General features: G+C 55.3%; 17 protein-coding genes and 1 tRNA gene. 10 read left to right on the top strand and 8 right to left on the bottom strand.

Annotation, left to right across the window (positions count from 1 at the left end):
- Positions 1 to 43: 43 nt before the first annotated feature.
- The 7 genes from J122_RS02945 to J122_RS02915 all read left to right on the top strand — a co-directional run bounded on the left by J122_RS02945 (position 44) and on the right by J122_RS02915 (position 5,553).
- Positions 44 to 778 carry a CDP-alcohol phosphatidyltransferase family protein gene (locus J122_RS02945; RefSeq protein WP_061331047.1) on the top strand — a complete coding sequence of 245 codons (735 nt, stop codon included), beginning with the start codon at positions 44 to 46 and terminating at the stop codon, positions 776 to 778.
- Positions 768 to 1,358: a YceI family protein gene (locus J122_RS02940; protein ID WP_061331046.1), complete on the top strand. Its 591-nt coding sequence runs from the start codon at positions 768 to 770 to the stop codon at positions 1,356 to 1,358. Before J122_RS02945 ends, J122_RS02940 begins: the two co-directional genes overlap by 11 nt.
- Before the next feature lie 137 nt (positions 1,359 to 1,495).
- Positions 1,496 to 2,569 carry a hypothetical protein gene (locus J122_RS02935; protein ID WP_061331045.1) on the top strand — a complete coding sequence of 358 codons (1,074 nt, stop codon included), beginning with the start codon at positions 1,496 to 1,498 and terminating at the stop codon, positions 2,567 to 2,569.
- A 35-nt stretch (positions 2,570 to 2,604) separates the two neighbouring features.
- A complete protein-coding gene (locus J122_RS02930) occupies positions 2,605 to 3,693 on the top strand; it encodes a hypothetical protein (RefSeq protein ID WP_061331044.1) in 1,089 nt (362 codons plus the stop codon).
- Between the two features lie 136 nt (positions 3,694 to 3,829).
- Positions 3,830 to 4,780, top strand: a complete 951-nt coding sequence (locus J122_RS02925; RefSeq protein ID WP_061331043.1) for a DMT family transporter — start codon at positions 3,830 to 3,832, stop codon at positions 4,778 to 4,780.
- 55 nt (positions 4,781 to 4,835) lie between these two features.
- Positions 4,836 to 4,912 (top strand) — tRNA-Val (locus J122_RS02920).
- 203 nt (positions 4,913 to 5,115) lie between these two features.
- Positions 5,116 to 5,553 (top strand): hypothetical protein, encoded by a 438-nt coding sequence (locus J122_RS02915; protein ID WP_061331042.1) that lies wholly within the window; start codon positions 5,116 to 5,118, stop codon positions 5,551 to 5,553.
- Between the two features lie 466 nt (positions 5,554 to 6,019).
- Here J122_RS02915 and J122_RS02910 read toward each other — a convergent pair whose 3' ends face one another.
- From J122_RS02910 to J122_RS02905, 3 genes are all read right to left on the bottom strand, one after another.
- The gene (locus J122_RS02910; RefSeq protein WP_061331041.1) at positions 6,020 to 6,907 is read right to left on the bottom strand and encodes a DUF2971 domain-containing protein; all 888 of its coding nucleotides are present in this window, start codon (positions 6,905 to 6,907) and stop codon (positions 6,020 to 6,022) included.
- 269 nt (positions 6,908 to 7,176) lie between these two features.
- Positions 7,177 to 7,350: a DUF2897 family protein gene (locus tag J122_RS20090; protein ID WP_082780494.1), complete on the bottom strand. Its 174-nt coding sequence runs from the start codon at positions 7,348 to 7,350 to the stop codon at positions 7,177 to 7,179.
- Positions 7,351 to 7,360: 10 nt separating this feature from the next.
- Positions 7,361 to 8,287 (bottom strand): ROK family protein, encoded by a 927-nt coding sequence (locus tag J122_RS02905; RefSeq protein WP_061331040.1) that lies wholly within the window; start codon positions 8,285 to 8,287, stop codon positions 7,361 to 7,363.
- 103 nt (positions 8,288 to 8,390) lie between these two features.
- On the opposite strand from J122_RS02905, the gene J122_RS02900 reads away from it, so the two are divergent.
- Both J122_RS02900 and J122_RS02895 read left to right on the top strand, forming a co-directional pair.
- Positions 8,391 to 9,197 carry an RluA family pseudouridine synthase gene (locus J122_RS02900; RefSeq protein ID WP_061331039.1) on the top strand — a complete coding sequence of 269 codons (807 nt, stop codon included), beginning with the start codon at positions 8,391 to 8,393 and terminating at the stop codon, positions 9,195 to 9,197.
- A gap of 252 nt (positions 9,198 to 9,449) precedes the next feature.
- On the top strand, positions 9,450 to 10,283 hold the full coding sequence (locus J122_RS02895; RefSeq protein ID WP_061331038.1) for a vWA domain-containing protein: 834 nt from the start codon (positions 9,450 to 9,452) through the stop codon (positions 10,281 to 10,283).
- 78 nt (positions 10,284 to 10,361) lie between these two features.
- On the opposite strand, the gene J122_RS02890 is transcribed toward J122_RS02895, so the two are convergent.
- The 5 genes from J122_RS02890 to dapA are packed head-to-tail and all read right to left on the bottom strand — an operon-like array spanning position 10,362 to position 14,943.
- Entirely contained in the window at positions 10,362 to 11,369 is a 1,008-nt protein-coding gene (locus J122_RS02890; protein WP_061331037.1) for an NAD-dependent epimerase, read from the bottom strand.
- 50 nt (positions 11,370 to 11,419) lie between these two features.
- A complete protein-coding gene (locus J122_RS02885; RefSeq protein WP_061331036.1) occupies positions 11,420 to 12,148 on the bottom strand; it encodes a TIGR04219 family outer membrane beta-barrel protein in 729 nt (242 codons plus the stop codon).
- 29 nt (positions 12,149 to 12,177) lie between these two features.
- Positions 12,178 to 12,891: a phosphoribosylaminoimidazolesuccinocarboxamide synthase gene (gene purC, locus J122_RS02880; protein WP_061331035.1), complete on the bottom strand. Its 714-nt coding sequence runs from the start codon at positions 12,889 to 12,891 to the stop codon at positions 12,178 to 12,180.
- Positions 12,892 to 12,935: 44 nt separating this feature from the next.
- Positions 12,936 to 14,030 carry an outer membrane protein assembly factor BamC gene (gene bamC / locus J122_RS02875; RefSeq protein ID WP_061331034.1) on the bottom strand — a complete coding sequence of 365 codons (1,095 nt, stop codon included), beginning with the start codon at positions 14,028 to 14,030 and terminating at the stop codon, positions 12,936 to 12,938.
- A 34-nt stretch (positions 14,031 to 14,064) separates the two neighbouring features.
- Complete coding sequence (gene dapA / locus J122_RS02870) at positions 14,065 to 14,943, bottom strand: 4-hydroxy-tetrahydrodipicolinate synthase (protein WP_061331033.1); 879 nt, start codon at positions 14,941 to 14,943, stop codon at positions 14,065 to 14,067.
- 74 nt (positions 14,944 to 15,017) lie between these two features.
- Between dapA and J122_RS02865 the strand changes: the two genes are divergently transcribed.
- Complete coding sequence (locus J122_RS02865) at positions 15,018 to 15,485, top strand: peroxiredoxin (RefSeq protein ID WP_061331032.1); 468 nt, start codon at positions 15,018 to 15,020, stop codon at positions 15,483 to 15,485.
- Position 15,486 lies beyond the last annotated feature (1 nt).

The following is a 15,486-nucleotide window of genomic DNA, read 5'->3' as shown; positions in this document are numbered from 1 at the left end:
GCCTAACACACGTACCAGTCAGGCTATACGGAAACGCTCGGATATGGATTCGATTCGCCCGGCAACATTTCAGATTCCTGCCGCTGTGAGGGAGCTTGGTTGGGCTGCCCTACTGCTGTTTTTCGTGTTGCTGTCCGTGCACGAATGGTTCAGCCCTCCCGGCTGGTTCGGTCTGCTGGCGATTTTGATTTTTGCTACCCAAGGCGCCTTGATACTGACTCGATGGCCAGCCAGACAAAACTTCGGCTGGGCAAACCGCACTACCCTGCTTCGATCCATCCTGGTCGTTTCCCTGGTGGCCTGGGCACCGTTTCTGCCAGCTGCCGATTCTTCCGCGTTGTGGATTTACGGCGTGGCCTGCCTTATTGCGCTGATCCTTGATGGCGTGGATGGCAAGGTGGCCCGGGCCACCAACAGCAACAGCGAGTTCGGCGCCCGGTTCGACATGGAACTGGATGCTTTGTTTATCTTCGGCTTATGCGTTGCCACGATGGCTATCGGTAAGGCCGGGCCGTGGGTATTGATGCTTGCCCTGATGCGTTACGCGTTCTTGGCCGCCAGCCATTTCCTGACGTGGCTCAACCAACCGCTGCCGGACAGTTTCCGGCGCAAAACCGTATGCGTATGGCAGGTTGTCACGCTGATGATCGCCATACTTCCCCCTACCCCTACCGGGTTTGCTGGCACCACACTGGCCATGGCACTGGCCCTTCTGGGTTGGTCGTTTGCGCTGGATGTTCGCTGGCTCTACCAAAGGAGACACTATCATGAAAACTAAACTCGCCACCGCAACCCTGGCAGCCACCCTGCTCTCCACCGCGCCGCTGCTGCAGGCAGAACCAACCAGATTCCAGGTGGACGATGAGCACTTCTCCATGGTCTTTGAGGTGATGCACATCGGCTACGCCCCGGTCATGGGTATGTTTCGCGAGGTAAAAGGCGAATTCGTCTATGACGAAGAGGCCGGGGAGCTGTTATCCGGTGAACTGGCCTTCAAGGCGAACAGCGTATTCAGCAATCACGGTAAACGGGATGATCACCTGCGCAACAAGGATTTCCTGAACACAAGAAGACACAAGGACATCACCTTTACCGTCACCGGCTTCGAACGCACGGGAGACAACACAGGCATCGTCACCGGCGATCTCACGCTTCTGGGCAAGACCAACCCCGTGGATGTGGATGTCACCCTCAACAAGGCTGACGTATATCCCTTCGGGCACGAAGAATACACACTCGGCCTCAGTGCGTCGGCCGTGATCAAGCGAAGCGATTGGGGTATGACTTACGGAATCGACGAAGGCATGGTCGGTGACGAGGTAGTACTGCGTTTTGCCTTTGAGGCGATCAAGGACTAACCCAATACGTGAAAGCGGTCACACTTTAGGGTGAAAGTGGCGCATTGTCGGACAAGTTTCATGCCGGTTACGACAAAACTGGCCATGGTTATTCTTTAACCAAAAGCAATGAAATAACAATAAGAAGGTGATTCTACATGCCTTACAAGGCACTGATGGCCACCGCCGTAGTGGTGGCCAGTGTTTCAGGTACTGCCTGGCTGTTATCCGCAGAAAACGACGGTAAGTTCAGTTGGCTGCCTTTCGGCAGCCACCAGGATCATCAGGAAGCAAACGCCATGGCGAGAGACCGCACGCCACAGGCAAATGAGGCAAAGGCTTCGAACGCTCCTGCACCCTCTGACAACGCCCTGGGGTTCATGCTCGCCAGCGTTGCAGACGACTACCAGCGAAGCGCCCGCTACCCGGATTACTCGGTACCATTGAGCACCGCCCAGGCCGAAGCCTACCAGGGCAACCGGTACCATCCGGTTGAGTTGCCGCTGGAAGACGACGGCCGCTTCATCGTGACACTCGACAAGTTCCGCTTTACCCGGGGCGAGCCCATTCTTGTGGTGGCATCCCTGAGTGGCCGGCAGGTGTTCGGCGATACCCTCTCGGCAACACTTGAGTCGGCCACCAAGAGGGACAAGGCCGATTCAGCAGACCTGCCTGCCACGGAAGACAGCGGCTACTACCAGGGAACGATCACTTCCGATCATGAGCCAGGCGAATACCGGCTGATTGTAGAGGCCAGGGTTGATGGAAAGCCGGTCCGGCATGTGTCGTCTCTCTCCATTGAACCTGATCTCGGCGACTTCGGTGGTATCGACTCACCCTATGTGTCCGGCAATGACCTGGTTATCCCAGTCCGTTTCGATCCGGACCACGCCGGCTACTATGCGCTGTCTGCCCAGCTATACAACGGCCAGCGCGCGCTGGCCCAACTCAGTACTGAAGAATCCCTGGGCAGCGGCAGCGGTACGCTTGTACTCAAGGCCCATGGCAGCGTATTGGCGAACCAGGACATCGAAGGCCAGCTGCAACTCCGAAACCTGCAGTTACGCCAAATGCCGGACCGCCCTGGCAATCGCACCCATTACGCCTTCGGCCCAGACGAAGGCTATGAATTTTCACCGCCGGATCTTGGCAACCTGCGTGACACACCTGCGGTGAACACAGAATCAGAGCAACGGGCGGCGTTGCTAAGGCAGCTTGCCGACAAGTTCTGATACACAACAATAAAACCGGAAAAACGGAGCAAGCAATGATCAACAAAAACAAAAGATGCCTGAGTAAAACTGCATTATCGATAGCGCTGGCAGGCGGATTGTTCGCCACTACGGCGCAGGCCCAACTGGCGGGCCACAATGTGATCCTGGTGCACGGTTTCATGATGGAGAACCTGTCCCAGGCCCCCGCCAACATGCAAGAGGTGAAACAGGCCGGAGAAGACTACTGGCGGGATTACTGGCTGAACCGCGCCGAAGCGCGCATCGACTGGGCCAGTAACGGCCGGGTGGAAGGAGAGATCGCGCAGCAAGCCTACCAGCAGGTTCGACAAATCAGCCAGCAGGGTCTTTGCAACAATTACTGTATTGTCGTGACCCATTCCACCGGTGACCTGGTTACCCGTCACCTCCTGGAAAACCAGGCTCGCTGGCTTCAATCCGAAGGCCTGCAACCGCTGAAAATTCTCGCGGTCATGGATCTTGCGGGGGCTGGCGGCGGTACTGAACTGGCCGACCTGGCGGTCAGCATCGCCTATAACGACAGCTGGTATAACTGGCCGGTAAAACAAGCGGTGCGTGCGTTCACCGGGATTGATCCCCAGCCCGACAACCTGGGCGTGGTCAATGACCTGCAAACCAACACCGCCCGCAACCTGTCGGTAGGCCCCACGGCGATTCCCCGGCTGCGCTTCGTAGGCGGCGGCTCGTCCTACGGAGGCATTACCAAACCCTTCATTGCCGGCACCGATGACGGCGTGGTACCCACCCACTCCGCCTGCGGCGCCACCACCGCCAGCGGCATAGACTCGTGCTCCAACAGTATCAGTCTGGCGGGCAAGGTAAGCGGGCAGAATGGTCCTTCTGGCCTTTATTACAATCACTACCCGATTCTGATGAGCGAAGGCGCCAACCACAGTGCCGTGAAGGACACCCAGACCGGCAACATCTCCGTGCCGGTGGTGAACAACACTGTGCTCAATGGCTTACAGATCGACTTTGCCAGCCGCACCTACAACCAGCGGGCCTGGTGGCAGCTTTGGGGCTCCGGTGACCAGTATGTCGAGGTCCCCAACTCCAACCAGACCAGCATGTCCAACCTGCTGTATACCACGCTCAACAACTGACACCACGGTTGTTGGCCGGGCTCAGGGATGAGCCATCTCCCTCCCTCTCGGTTTTCGCTGCTTTCTTTTTTAGTTCGCAAACTATAGATTTATCCCTCCTTGCACTTCACTCTGCCTGACCGGAGCCAGTTACTCGATGTCTGACGCTCACAAATCCGATCTGTTGCTGGTCGTCGTTACCCTTCTGGCTGCGATCAGCTGGATGTTTTCTAAAGAAGCCGTCCTGATGATGCCACCGTTGATGTTCATGGCGGCCCGGTTTCTGATTGCAGGTGGGGTATTGGCACTGATTGCGCTGCCGGCCCTGCGCCGGTTGGATGCCGACCAGGTAAAACGGAGCATGGGCGTAGGCCTGGTATTCGGCATTGCCATGAGCTGCTGGATACTGGGCCTGTTCCATGGCGACAGCATGGGTGAAGGGGCGTTTCTCACCAGTCTTGGGGTTGTGATTGTGCCAATCATTGCCCGCGTGGTATTCGGTGAATCCCAGCCACTGAGTACCTGGCTTGCCATACCGATTGCGGTAGCGGGCCTGGCCCTGCTGTCCCTTGAAAACGGCTTCAGGCCAGATCCGGGGCAGCTGTACTTCGTTGTGGCCGCGTTTATCTTTGCGCTTTACTTCACGCTCAACACCCGGGCCGCCAATCAGCGAACGGTCACCAATAAACAGGGCGAAACAATCGAGAAGCGAAAGGTGCCGGCGCTGCCCCTGACCGCCTTGGCCCTGCTGACAGTGGGCCTGGTTACCCTGGTGGAGTCCGCTATCAGCGAGCCCTGGGCACCAACCCTCAACAACCCGCCGCCGATTCTGATGGTTTGGGTTCTGGCCAGTGCCATCGTTGGCACCGCCGGGCGCTTTCTGTTGCAGACCTATGCACAGAGCCTTTCGGTACACAGTCACGGCGTGGTGATTCTGGTCCTGGAACCAGTGTGGGTGGCCCTGTTCGCCGCAGCCTGGTTTGGTGAGACCATGTCATTGCTACAGCTGGCAGGGTGTGGGCTGATTTTCATGGCGCTGCTGGTGAACCGCTGGAGCGCTCTGAGCCGCGCGATTAAAGGCTTTCTGAAACCGGCAAAAACTGCCTGAAAGTGGTTGACCACGGGGAACGAAATCCGTATATTTCCACCCCGTTGCAGGACACAGGACCATAGCTCAGTTGGTTAGAGCGCTACCTTGACATGGTAGAGGTCCCCAGTTCGAATCTGGGTGGTCCTACCAATTCTGCAAAGAAAGTCAGTTACTTACGCGCAACGTGAGAACTGGCTTTTTTTGTTTCCCAATACTTTCCCAATATTTTCCCAAAACGACACATCTATACAGTACCCCGAAACCAAGGTCTACTCTCCCCCTTATACTGGTATTACATCCCCGAGTTCGTTACAAACGTAACCCAATAAACCTCATAGCCGAGGGCTAGAAGCGTGGCCGACACAAGCAACGATATATTTGAACAAATACGGAAAGAAATACGTGCGATCAAATGGGCCATGGGGATAGAACGGGAGCCTGATCTTTCTTCAGATTTGAAAAAACTGATTAACCAGGCAGCGACCATAGCACATCGCGAGTACCAGAGAGTCGAAGGCGACCGGGAGGCATTAAAAAAAGCGGTGATGGCAGAACTTGAACGAGAGAGGATCTATACAGATTTTCGTTCCAATCTGGACACCTACAAAAGAAGGCACCAATGCCACACCGACAAACACCGTGAGTTAAGAAAGATAGAGAACGCCCAAGGTCGCCGAAATGTATTCTGGCGCGGCTTATCAACCTTTGTTGTGGCCGGCGTGATTTTCTTCTTTTACTGGCTAGCTGGGTGCCTTGGAGTCCAGTTACCGTTAAGCAGGCTTATAATGTGAGATATATCTCGCCACGGCTATGGATTTCTCCAATACCCGCTATATGAAATTTCACCATCATCCGCCATCTCTGTATACTGGACTCACCAGCGAGGATGCCCAGGCGAATGCGACACCTGCCCAGTGATTTGTCTACGGGGAGAGTTCTGTGCAAAGCCAATAAGGGGCCTTTCGTCCCCTGCCGGTTATCAATCCTCGAAAAATAGCGTCAGAATGTGATCAATCACCACCGGCATACACTCTCGCCCCCGTCCAAAATCTTCATCTCCGAGTCCCCCAAAACGTTGAACAAGTGTGAATGCTCAAGAAAACACCCGGGGAACACCGCCCCACCTTCCACGAAATCCGCGCAATGGACTGATGACTCATGCTGATCCAAAGATAACGGAGCATTACCAGCAGGGGCATCAGCGGGAGCGGTTTGAGACCCTACCGAAATGGGCGCTGTCTCGATGGAAAAGCCACATCACCATGCAGGAAGAAAATCAAGCTCCAAAGCAGTATCCGAAAAAATGCTTTGTTTGTACTCAATTCTGTTTGAGCCCAACAACCGCTCTACCGTGATTCTTTGACTTTGCGGCATTCTCGATCCAAATATAACCTCTTTTATCCGCCCGTGCTTGAGCTTCCTAACACCGGAAGTTTCCGATCCATTGCGAGGCAAAGCTAGCGCCCTCAACTCATTCTCATAGGACCATGCGCTATGTTTGTGGGAAAAGTGATGCATCGCGTAATAGTTGTAGAACTGACTTTTAAAACCTTCATTGTTGAGGATCATATCCGCACTTTTCGAGTTCAGGCTTCCATCAGTGTTGCGAAAAACCGGATCCTGCAAAACCAGCGCCATTAAAATTAAGAGTATTTCGAGAGAGTCAACCGGCCGATTTCCATAATCTACCCGCTTCACATTTACTGGGTGGCCCTCGAATGAAGCAGTATCAACGGCAAAAACCAATTCTGTATCCGGAATATCAAACCCAACACAAAAGCCCTGGTGGCCACTGGAGTAATGCCCCCACATAAGTGGGTGGTATGGCTGGTTGGTTAAACAAAAAACACCAACAACGTCTGCTATCTGCTGAAGCTCTGATTCGAAAACCCTATTATTCAACCATGAGAAAAGGTGATCACTCGCGTCCTTGCTGAGAATCCGATCTATGAAGCTGGTTTCTACATCACCCATCCGAGAGACGCAGGATCTCAGGGTCTTATCAAAATGATCACGCTCTGGCACTACTATGGGCGGATTGCAATCCATTGGATCGTTGAACTGATGCCGCCGGGAGAAATAGACACTACTGTTTGCCAACGCATCAAGGGTATAGCCAGTAAAGCTATAGAATTTGTATAACAAGCCGAACTCCTGTTGCGGAAGGATTCCGAAGTTCCAAATATACAGTATCTAATGCATTTATTTCTAAGGTGTGCAGAGTGTGCAAAAAGGACGATAGATTCAGGCGAATAATGTTCTTTTATTCAGTAGGTTACAACGCTAAAAAACTCTGACATGGTAGAGGTCCCCAGTTCGAATCTGGGTGGTCCTACCAATTCTGCAAAGAAAGTCAGTTACTTACGCGCAACGTGAGAACTGGCTTTTTTTATGCCTGCGCGAACCGTCGCTGATTACCAGTCATCCTTTTCCTGATTCTCCTTCTCTTCCAGCTCCGCTTTCCGTTTACGGATTTTCTCCAGCTTGTGTTCGGGAATTTTCATATTGCTGCTGTCTCGGAGTAGCAGAAGACTGCCGATAACCATGCCGAAGGCGAGCAGGATAAATAACCATCCTATTGCGGGCATCGTGTTCTCCTTATGCTGGATCTGTTTCCTGGGCAGCCAGCCACGCTGCCCCGCGCACGCCACTGGAATCGCCGTGTATCGCTGGCCGGACCCGGGTTGAGCATTCGCCGCCGAAAACATACTGCGGCAGCCGCCCCGGCAGGGATTGGTAGAGTTCCGGCACATTGCTCATGCCTCCGCCCAACACAATCATGTCTGGGTCCAGAAGGTTGATAACCGCGGCCAGGCCCTTGGCCAGATGTTCAATATAGAGGTCCAGCGTCAAACGGCACTGGCGATCTCCGTTCCGTGCGCCGGCTACTATTTCCTGTGCCGAAGCCCCACTGCCCCATGATATCTGATGGGTCAGGCTGAAGCCGGTACCAGACAGAAAGGTTTCGTTGCATCCACGTCGGCCACAAAAGCAAGGGCGATCATCCAGCTCTCCCTGCGGTGTCCAGGGCAACGGGTTATGGCCCCACTCACCAGCCACACCATTGGGGCCCGTCAACAGCCGTCGATCAACACTGATACCAGCACCACAACCGGTTCCCAGGATAGCCGCAAAAACCACCTCCGCATTCTGCCCTGCACCATCTGTGGCTTCCGATAATGCCAGGCAGTTGGCATCGTTGGTCAGGGCAACCGGTCGGCCGAGTAGCTGGCGAAGGTCATCTGCCATGGGCTTGCCATTGAGCCAGGTGGAATTGGCGTTCTTGATACGCCCGGTAACGCCAGATACCGTTCCTGGAATACCAATGCCTACCGGTAAGCCGCGTTGGCTGGCATGTTGTTCAGCTCGTTCGATCAGTGATTTGATGGTAGCCAGGGTAGCCTGGTAGTCGCCGGCAGGCGTTGGCACCCGATGCCGAAAGTGTTCCTGGTGGTTCTCGTCCAGCAGGATCACTTCCGTTTTGGTGCCTCCCAGATCAATACCGGTCAACCATCGTTTGGACATTCGTAAAGATCGCCTTTGGTGTCGGTTTGCTGCATAAACTGACTGCGCTTTTGGCTATAATCCCAGACTTTACCCATCCTAACCAGAGCGACCATCCCCGACCATGAGACGTACCCTGGACCTGACCGTTTCGGAATCCCAACTTGCCGTCGATGCACTCGCAGAGGCGTCGGGGCTCCCCAAACAGCGGATCAAGGATGCCATGGCCAAGGGTGCCTGCTGGTGGACCCAGAAGGGCAAGCAGGTTCGGTTGCGGAAAGCGAAGCGGGAGTTAAAGCCAGGCGCCCGGATTCAACTGTTCTATGATGACCAGGTGCTGGGCCTCAAGCCGGAACAACCTGATCTGCTAGAAGACCTGGGCCACTACAGCCTCTGGTACAAACCCCACGGCCTGTTAGCCCAGGGCTCACAATGGGGAGATCACTGCAGCCTGTTGCGCCTGGCAGAGGTTGCCCTGAGCAGGCCCTGTTTTCTGGTGCACCGCCTGGACGCCGATGCCGCCGGGCTGATGCTGGTAGCCCACGACAGTAAAGCAGCCGGAGCCCTGTCCCAACTGTTCTCTGGCCGCACCGTCACCAAGACCTACCGGGCGACAGTGACCGGCCAACTGAATGCGGATGACCTTGTCATCGACGCGCCGCTCGACGGCAAGGAATCCCTGAGCCGCGTCACCACCCTGGCGACAGATCCCGAGGAAAACACCTCCGACGTACAGGTGCTTATCGAAACCGGGCGCAAACATCAGATTCGCCGGCATCTTGCAGGTATTGGCCACGCCATCGTCGGTGACAAGCTTTACGGCAGCCCCCACCCCTCCGGGCTTTGCCTGAAGGCCGTTCAGCTTCAGTTTGTTTGCCCACTGACCGGGAAAGCAAGAAACTTCAGCACCCCTTCGCAGGATTTTAACTAACGCTGTTGGTTACAGCCCCCGCAAAACAATGTCAGCTTTCTATACATATCAGATGCGTCATATCTGGGTTTTTCACCCGGGACCTGAAGAATACCTCGCCATCACAGTGCGTTAGGCTTGCTTGGAGCCTTGTGGCACATGCTATGCAGGGTTAACTGATGCCTGCATAGGTGTACCTTTCGGGAGTCAGCCGATATAGCAGTACGGTACGGATGCCCGCCTACAACACTCAGTCTGGATGAGGTAACGATAATGAAACTCAAGCGATTTCTTTCAGGTTTGATACTTTCGACGGCGGCCGCTATCACTCCGGTGCATGCCGCTCCCATCCTCAGCGACATTGTCTTTGTCGTTGACGAATCTGGCTCAATGGGAACTGTCCAAGCCAACCTTCGGGCTAATATCGGCCTCTTTGCCAGCATTCTTACCGGTACAGGCCAGGTTGACGCCCAGTACGGGCTGGTTGGCTACGGCGACAACGCAGTAGTACCACGCATGGTTACCGATCTCACCGATCCAGCCAGCTTTGCAACAGCAGCGCAGGGTCTAAAAATTAATGGTGGCACAGAGCCCGGTTACACCGCCACCGCCTTTGCCCTGAATGCCCTGGATGGCCAGAGTGATCTGTTTTCATTCCGGAGTAATGCCGTCAAGAACATCATCATTCTGACGGATGAACCATCCAATGGTGACTTCGCCTTCAGGGGCACGGCTGGAGGGTCTGCGGTCAATAGTTCGGTGCTGGATGGGCTCCTGACGTCTAATAACGCGCTCTATAACGGGGTTCTTCGAAACACGTCCACTGAGAATTCTTACAGGACCTTAATCGAAGATCATGGCGGAACCGTCTTTGACCTGAACCTGTTTAACACATCAAATCAAACGATTGTTCAGCAGTTCGTAACCGAGTTCGCGAACAAGAAACTTCAGGAAACCCTGGATTTCTGTCAACTGAACCCGATACACCCGGCTTGCCAGCCGTCGGCATCCGTGCCGGAGCCCTCTTCGCTTGCCCTGATTGGCCTGGGACTGTTGGGAATATTTACACGTTATCGCAGGCGCCCCGTGGCGTCAGTGGCGGTGTGAGTGCCTGAATAGTCGTATACCAACAAAAACAGCCAGCGTATTGCGCTGGCTGTTTTTGTACTGACGCTAACCCGGCTTCTACACCTTGTAGAAATCGCGATACCAGTCCACAAAGTTGGCGATGCCCTCTTCCACTGTAGTGTCGGGTTTGTAGCCTACGTCTGTGATCAAGTCATCCACATTGGCGTAGGTGGCCGGCACATCACCCGGCTGCAGTGGCAGCAGGTTCTTTTCCGCTTTCTTGCCCACACGCTCTTCAATGATTTCAATAAAGCGGGACAGCTCTACCGGGTTGTTACTACCGATGTTATAGATCCGGTACGGGCCTTTGCCGGTGCCAGGGTCCGGCTTCTCGCCAGACCAGTCCGGATTGGGTTCTGCCACATGGTCCAGGGTGCGGATAACACCTTCAACGATGTCGTCAATGTAGGTGAAATCCCGGCGGTGATGGCCATGGTTGAACACGTCAATGGGCTCACCGGCCAGGATCTTTTTGGTGAAGATAAACAGCGCCATGTCTGGCCGGCCCCATGGGCCGTAAACGGTGAAGAACCGCAGGCCAGTGGTGGGCAGGTTGTACAGGTGGCTGTAGGTGTGGGCCATCAGCTCGTTGGCCTTCTTGGAGGCCGCGTACAGGCTCAGGGGGTGGTCCACGTTGTCATGCACCGAGAACGGCATGGTTTCGTTGGCACCGTATACCGAGCTGCTGGACGCGTACACCAGGTGCTTTACATCGTTATGGCGGCAGCCTTCGAGGATGTTCATGAAGCCAACCAGGTTGGCGTCCACGTAAGCGTGGGGATTTTCAAGGGAGTAACGGACGCCGGCCTGGGCCGCTAGGTGCACTACCCTCTCGGGTTTGTGCTCTCGGAACAAGGCTTCCATTGCTTGTCTGTCCGCCACGTCCTGGCGCACTTCGGTGAATCCTGCCTTCCCGGTTAATCGGGCAAGCCGGGCTTCTTTTAGGTTTACGTCGTAATAATCGTTCACGTTATCCACGCCGATCACTTCATCGCCGCGATCCAGCAGTCGATGGGCCAGGTGTGAACCAATAAAGCCGGCGGTTCCGGTAACGAGGATTTTCAAGATCTGTTCTCCATGAAAAATGGCGCCCGGGGGCGCCTTTTAATGCTAACTCAGAATCGGAGGCCAGCGCTGACAAACGGGCCGCTGAGTTCGATATCCAGGTTGTCGTCGCCGTCCTCATAATCGAGAGATATCTGGCGATAGCCTGCCCGCAACTGCAGCAGCGACATTTCATACTGGCCATACACGTTGAAGTCATAGACCGAGTCGCCATCGTAGGAAATGGCGTTGGCGTCGCCACCCACAGACACGCCGGTGAAAGGCAGGTCAAAACGGGCGGCTACGTATACCAGGGGTAACACGGCGTCGGCCTTGGTTTCAGAGAACTGGCTGGTGTCGTTCCTGTTCTGAACAAGTAACTCGCCAGAGAAATCCCGAACGGTCAGGCCAAGATCCAGATTCACCCAGTTATCCAGGATTTCGTAGTACAGGGTCACGTCCAGCTGTTCCAGCTCCAGTTCGGAACGAACTGCACCAGAGACACCATCATAACCTGTGTTCAGCTGCCCATTACCACTCTGCTTCGTACGGGTATAAGCCAGCCGTACATTTGGCAGCACCGGAACCGGATGTTCGAAATACGCGGTGAGATTGGCGTTGGAATCGTTGCTGAGGTTCAGATCCCGCTCCAGATCGACCCGATCGTTGCCTTTGGAAGCTTCACCGGAATAGTCAGCGTCCCAGTAGCCAACCGTGGCGCCTACGCCCAGAATATCCGCGGAAACCACTGGAGCGGCAGCCAGCATGCTCGCGCCCATTACCATCATCAATTTACGCATATCACACCCGTTGTTGTCGGTTTTTATATTCAGTCGAACTGGATACCCAGACGACGCCCTACTTCTTCGTAGGTTTCAATCACTTCACCCAGGCCCTGGCGGAAGCGGTCTTTATCCATCTTTTTACGGGTTTCCTTATCCCAGATACGACAGCCATCCGGGCTGAATTCATCACCCAGGACAATCTGGCCTTCGCTGCGACCAAACTCCAGCTTGTAGTCCACCAGCAACATGCCGGCGTCATCAAACAGGGCTTTGAGTACGTCATTCACCTTGTAGGTGAGTTCTTTCATGCGCGCCAGTTCCTCAGCGCTGGCCCAACCAAAGCTGACCGCCAGTGACTCGTTCACCATGGGGTCGTGCAGGGCGTCGTTCTTCAGGAACAGCTCGAAGGTGGGTGGGTTCAGCTCCTGGCCCTCTTCCACGCCCAGTCGACGGCACAGGCTGCCGGCCGAGATATTTCGCACCACGCATTCCACCGGAATCATGTCGAGCTTTTTCACCAGGGATTCAGTGTCAGACAACAGCCCCTCGAAGTGGGTCGGTATGCCTGCTGCTTCGAGCTTGTCCATGATGAAGGCATTGAACTTGTTGTTCACCATGCCCTTTCGGTTCAGCTGTTCTTTCTTCTCGCCATCAAAGGCTGAGGTGTCATCCCGGAACACCAGTACAAAACGGTTCGGGTCGTCAGTGCGGAATACCGATTTGGCTTTGCCCGCGTATAGCTCTTCGCGCTTTTCCATTTAGATCTCCAAAATCGGACAGCGGCCTTGCCGGCCGCCCCGAATCAATACAGGTGTTCAAATAGTTGTGTGAGCAGGTCTGACGCGCTGTACTCACCAGTATAGCTATCCAGCCTCTCAGCTGTGACAAACAGGGCGTCTTCACGCTGTTCAACGTTCACGGTATGGGTATGGCGGGGTTCAGCCTTATTACTGAACCAGGAGAACCAGCCCGGGGTGCGTTCGTCTTCGGTACGGAAGTCCACGTGGAACCAACGCTCACTCCGGTTAAGGTCCTGGATGTCTGCGCCAATCTCCTCAAGGGAACGGTTCACTTCCGCCCAGGTGCGGCCGAAATCAAGCTCAACGCGCACAGCGACCGCCTGGTCATCTTCAGACAGCAGCCTCACCAATGGCTGGGCAATCATGCCCGATGCCGCCCGTGAGAACGACTTGCTGTCTTCACGCTGCTTCATGAATTCACCAAGCTCGGCCAACAGCGCTTCTTTCCTGCCCTGGGCGCGGGTGTCGGATTCCTGATCCGACTGCCAGGCAACGAGCCCGTCAGGCGCATCTTCAAGCTCCAGAATCCGTAGCCGGATTTCGGTGGTCTTGCGTCGAATGCCCGGAGCCAATCGCATCTGCAAAAGCACCCGGGGCTCCTTAGCGACCGGGTCATCAGCCAGCCCCAGCATGTCACGGCTGCGCTTGCTGAAGTTGGCCAGTTCACTCTGGAGGATACCCAACTGGGGGTTATCGTAAGCCACGCCAAGGCCGGCATCGTTCATCCAGGCACTGGCAACCGGCCACAAGCGGCCGGGCACTTCGTTGACCAGAAGCCAGACACGACCATCCAGTTCCTCGATCACGTAGTTCTGATCCAGAATTTCCGAGGTCATGTCCGGTGGGCGCGGGATGGAAGATGGAAACAACCGGCGTGAATCGTCCGTATTGATGCTCCGAACCGGCATGATCTGGCTCAACCTGGAATCGTCAGCCCCCTCAGGCACGTTGATTGGCTCGCCCTCCGGCGCGTGAACGTATCGCTGGGAGCGGTCTTCCAGGATGCCACACCCAACCAGGGTGCTGGCCAACAGGAGCCCGGCTAACGGCCGGAACAGGAATGTCTTGGTGTTACGGGCTCTTCCAGGAACCTGCATCGAGTTACTCCGGTAAAACGGGAATCGGTTGGCCTCAGAGAACACCTGAGGCCGTAAGTGCGTCTTCCACCTCGGCGTGGAACTTCTCGCTCAGCGGCGTCAGCGGCAGGCGAATGCCCTCACCGATCATCCCCATGCGATGCAGTGCCCATTTAACCGGAATCGGGTTGGCTTCCAGGAACAGCTTGCGGTTCAGCGGCATGAGCAGGTCATTCAAACGACGAGTCTCGGCTTCGTCACCTTTGATCGCCGCCTCACACAACTGTGACATGGCTTTGGGTGCCACGTTAGCGGTGACAGACACGTTGCCTTTGGCGCCGGCCAGCATCAGGTCTGCTGCGGTCGCATCATCACCGGAGTAGACCGCCAGGCGGCCGTCCAGGGCTTCGATCAGCTCGGCACCGCGGGGAATGTTCCCGGTAGCGTCTTTGATCGCCACGATATTGGGAATATCCGCCAGGCGAAGCACGGTTTCATTCAGCATGTCGCAAGCAGTGCGGCCAGGCACGTTGTAAAGCATCTGACTCATGCCCGGCACGGCCTCGGCAATGGCTTTGAAGTGCTGATAGAGACCTTCCTGGGTTGGCTTGTTGTAGTAAGGCACTACCAACAGGCAGGCGTCCGCCCCCAGTTTGTGGGCTTCAGACGTCAGTTCAATGGCTTCCCGAGTGCTGTTACCACCGGTGCCGGCGATAACAGGAATCCGGCCATCGACCCGTTTTATGATGTGGCCGATAACCCGACAATGCTCCTCGGGGTCCAGCGTTGCGGATTCGCCGGTGGTACCCACAGCAACGATGCCGTGCGTGCCGTTTTCAATATGAAAGTCCACCAGCTTGTCCAGATCCTCCCAGTGAATGTCACCGTTTGGATGCATGGGCGTGACCAGCGCGACAAGGCTACCCGTAATCATAAAAACTCCGTCCGAATAAAAGCGATATGGTAATGTTGGGCTCGAACTGACACAAGGGAATTAAAGGAGATGTCATGTCATCCGTAGCATTGAACCAACCCGTGCCCGATTTTGAAGCCGAGGCGACCGACGATCAGATTATCAGACTGGCCGACCTCCGGGGTAAAAACGTCGTCATCTACTTCTACCCGAAGGACAACACACCCGGATGTACCACCGAAGGCCAGGATTTCCGGGACAGGATGCCTCAGTTCAGCGAGCTTGATACCGAAATCTTTGGTGTATCCAGAGACGGGCTCAAGGCTCACGCCAATTTCCGGAGCAAGCATCAGTTTCCGTTCCACCTGATCTCGGACAAAGACGAGGCCCTGTGCAAGCTGTTTGATGTGATCAAACTGAAAAAACTGTACGGCAAGGAGCACCTGGGTATCGAGCGTAGTACCTTTCTGATCGACAAAGAAGGCATCCTGAGACGGGAGTGGCGTGGCGTTAAAGTAAACGGCCACACCGACGAGGTCCTGGAAGCCGTCAAGGCACTCTAAA

Origin of the sequence: Marinobacter excellens LAMA 842 (assembly GCF_001574445.1) — a bacterium.
GTDB lineage: Bacteria > Pseudomonadota > Gammaproteobacteria > Pseudomonadales > Oleiphilaceae > Marinobacter > Marinobacter shengliensis.
Note: the sequence above shows the minus strand (reverse complement) of the source record. Positions and strands in the feature narration are given on the sequence as shown.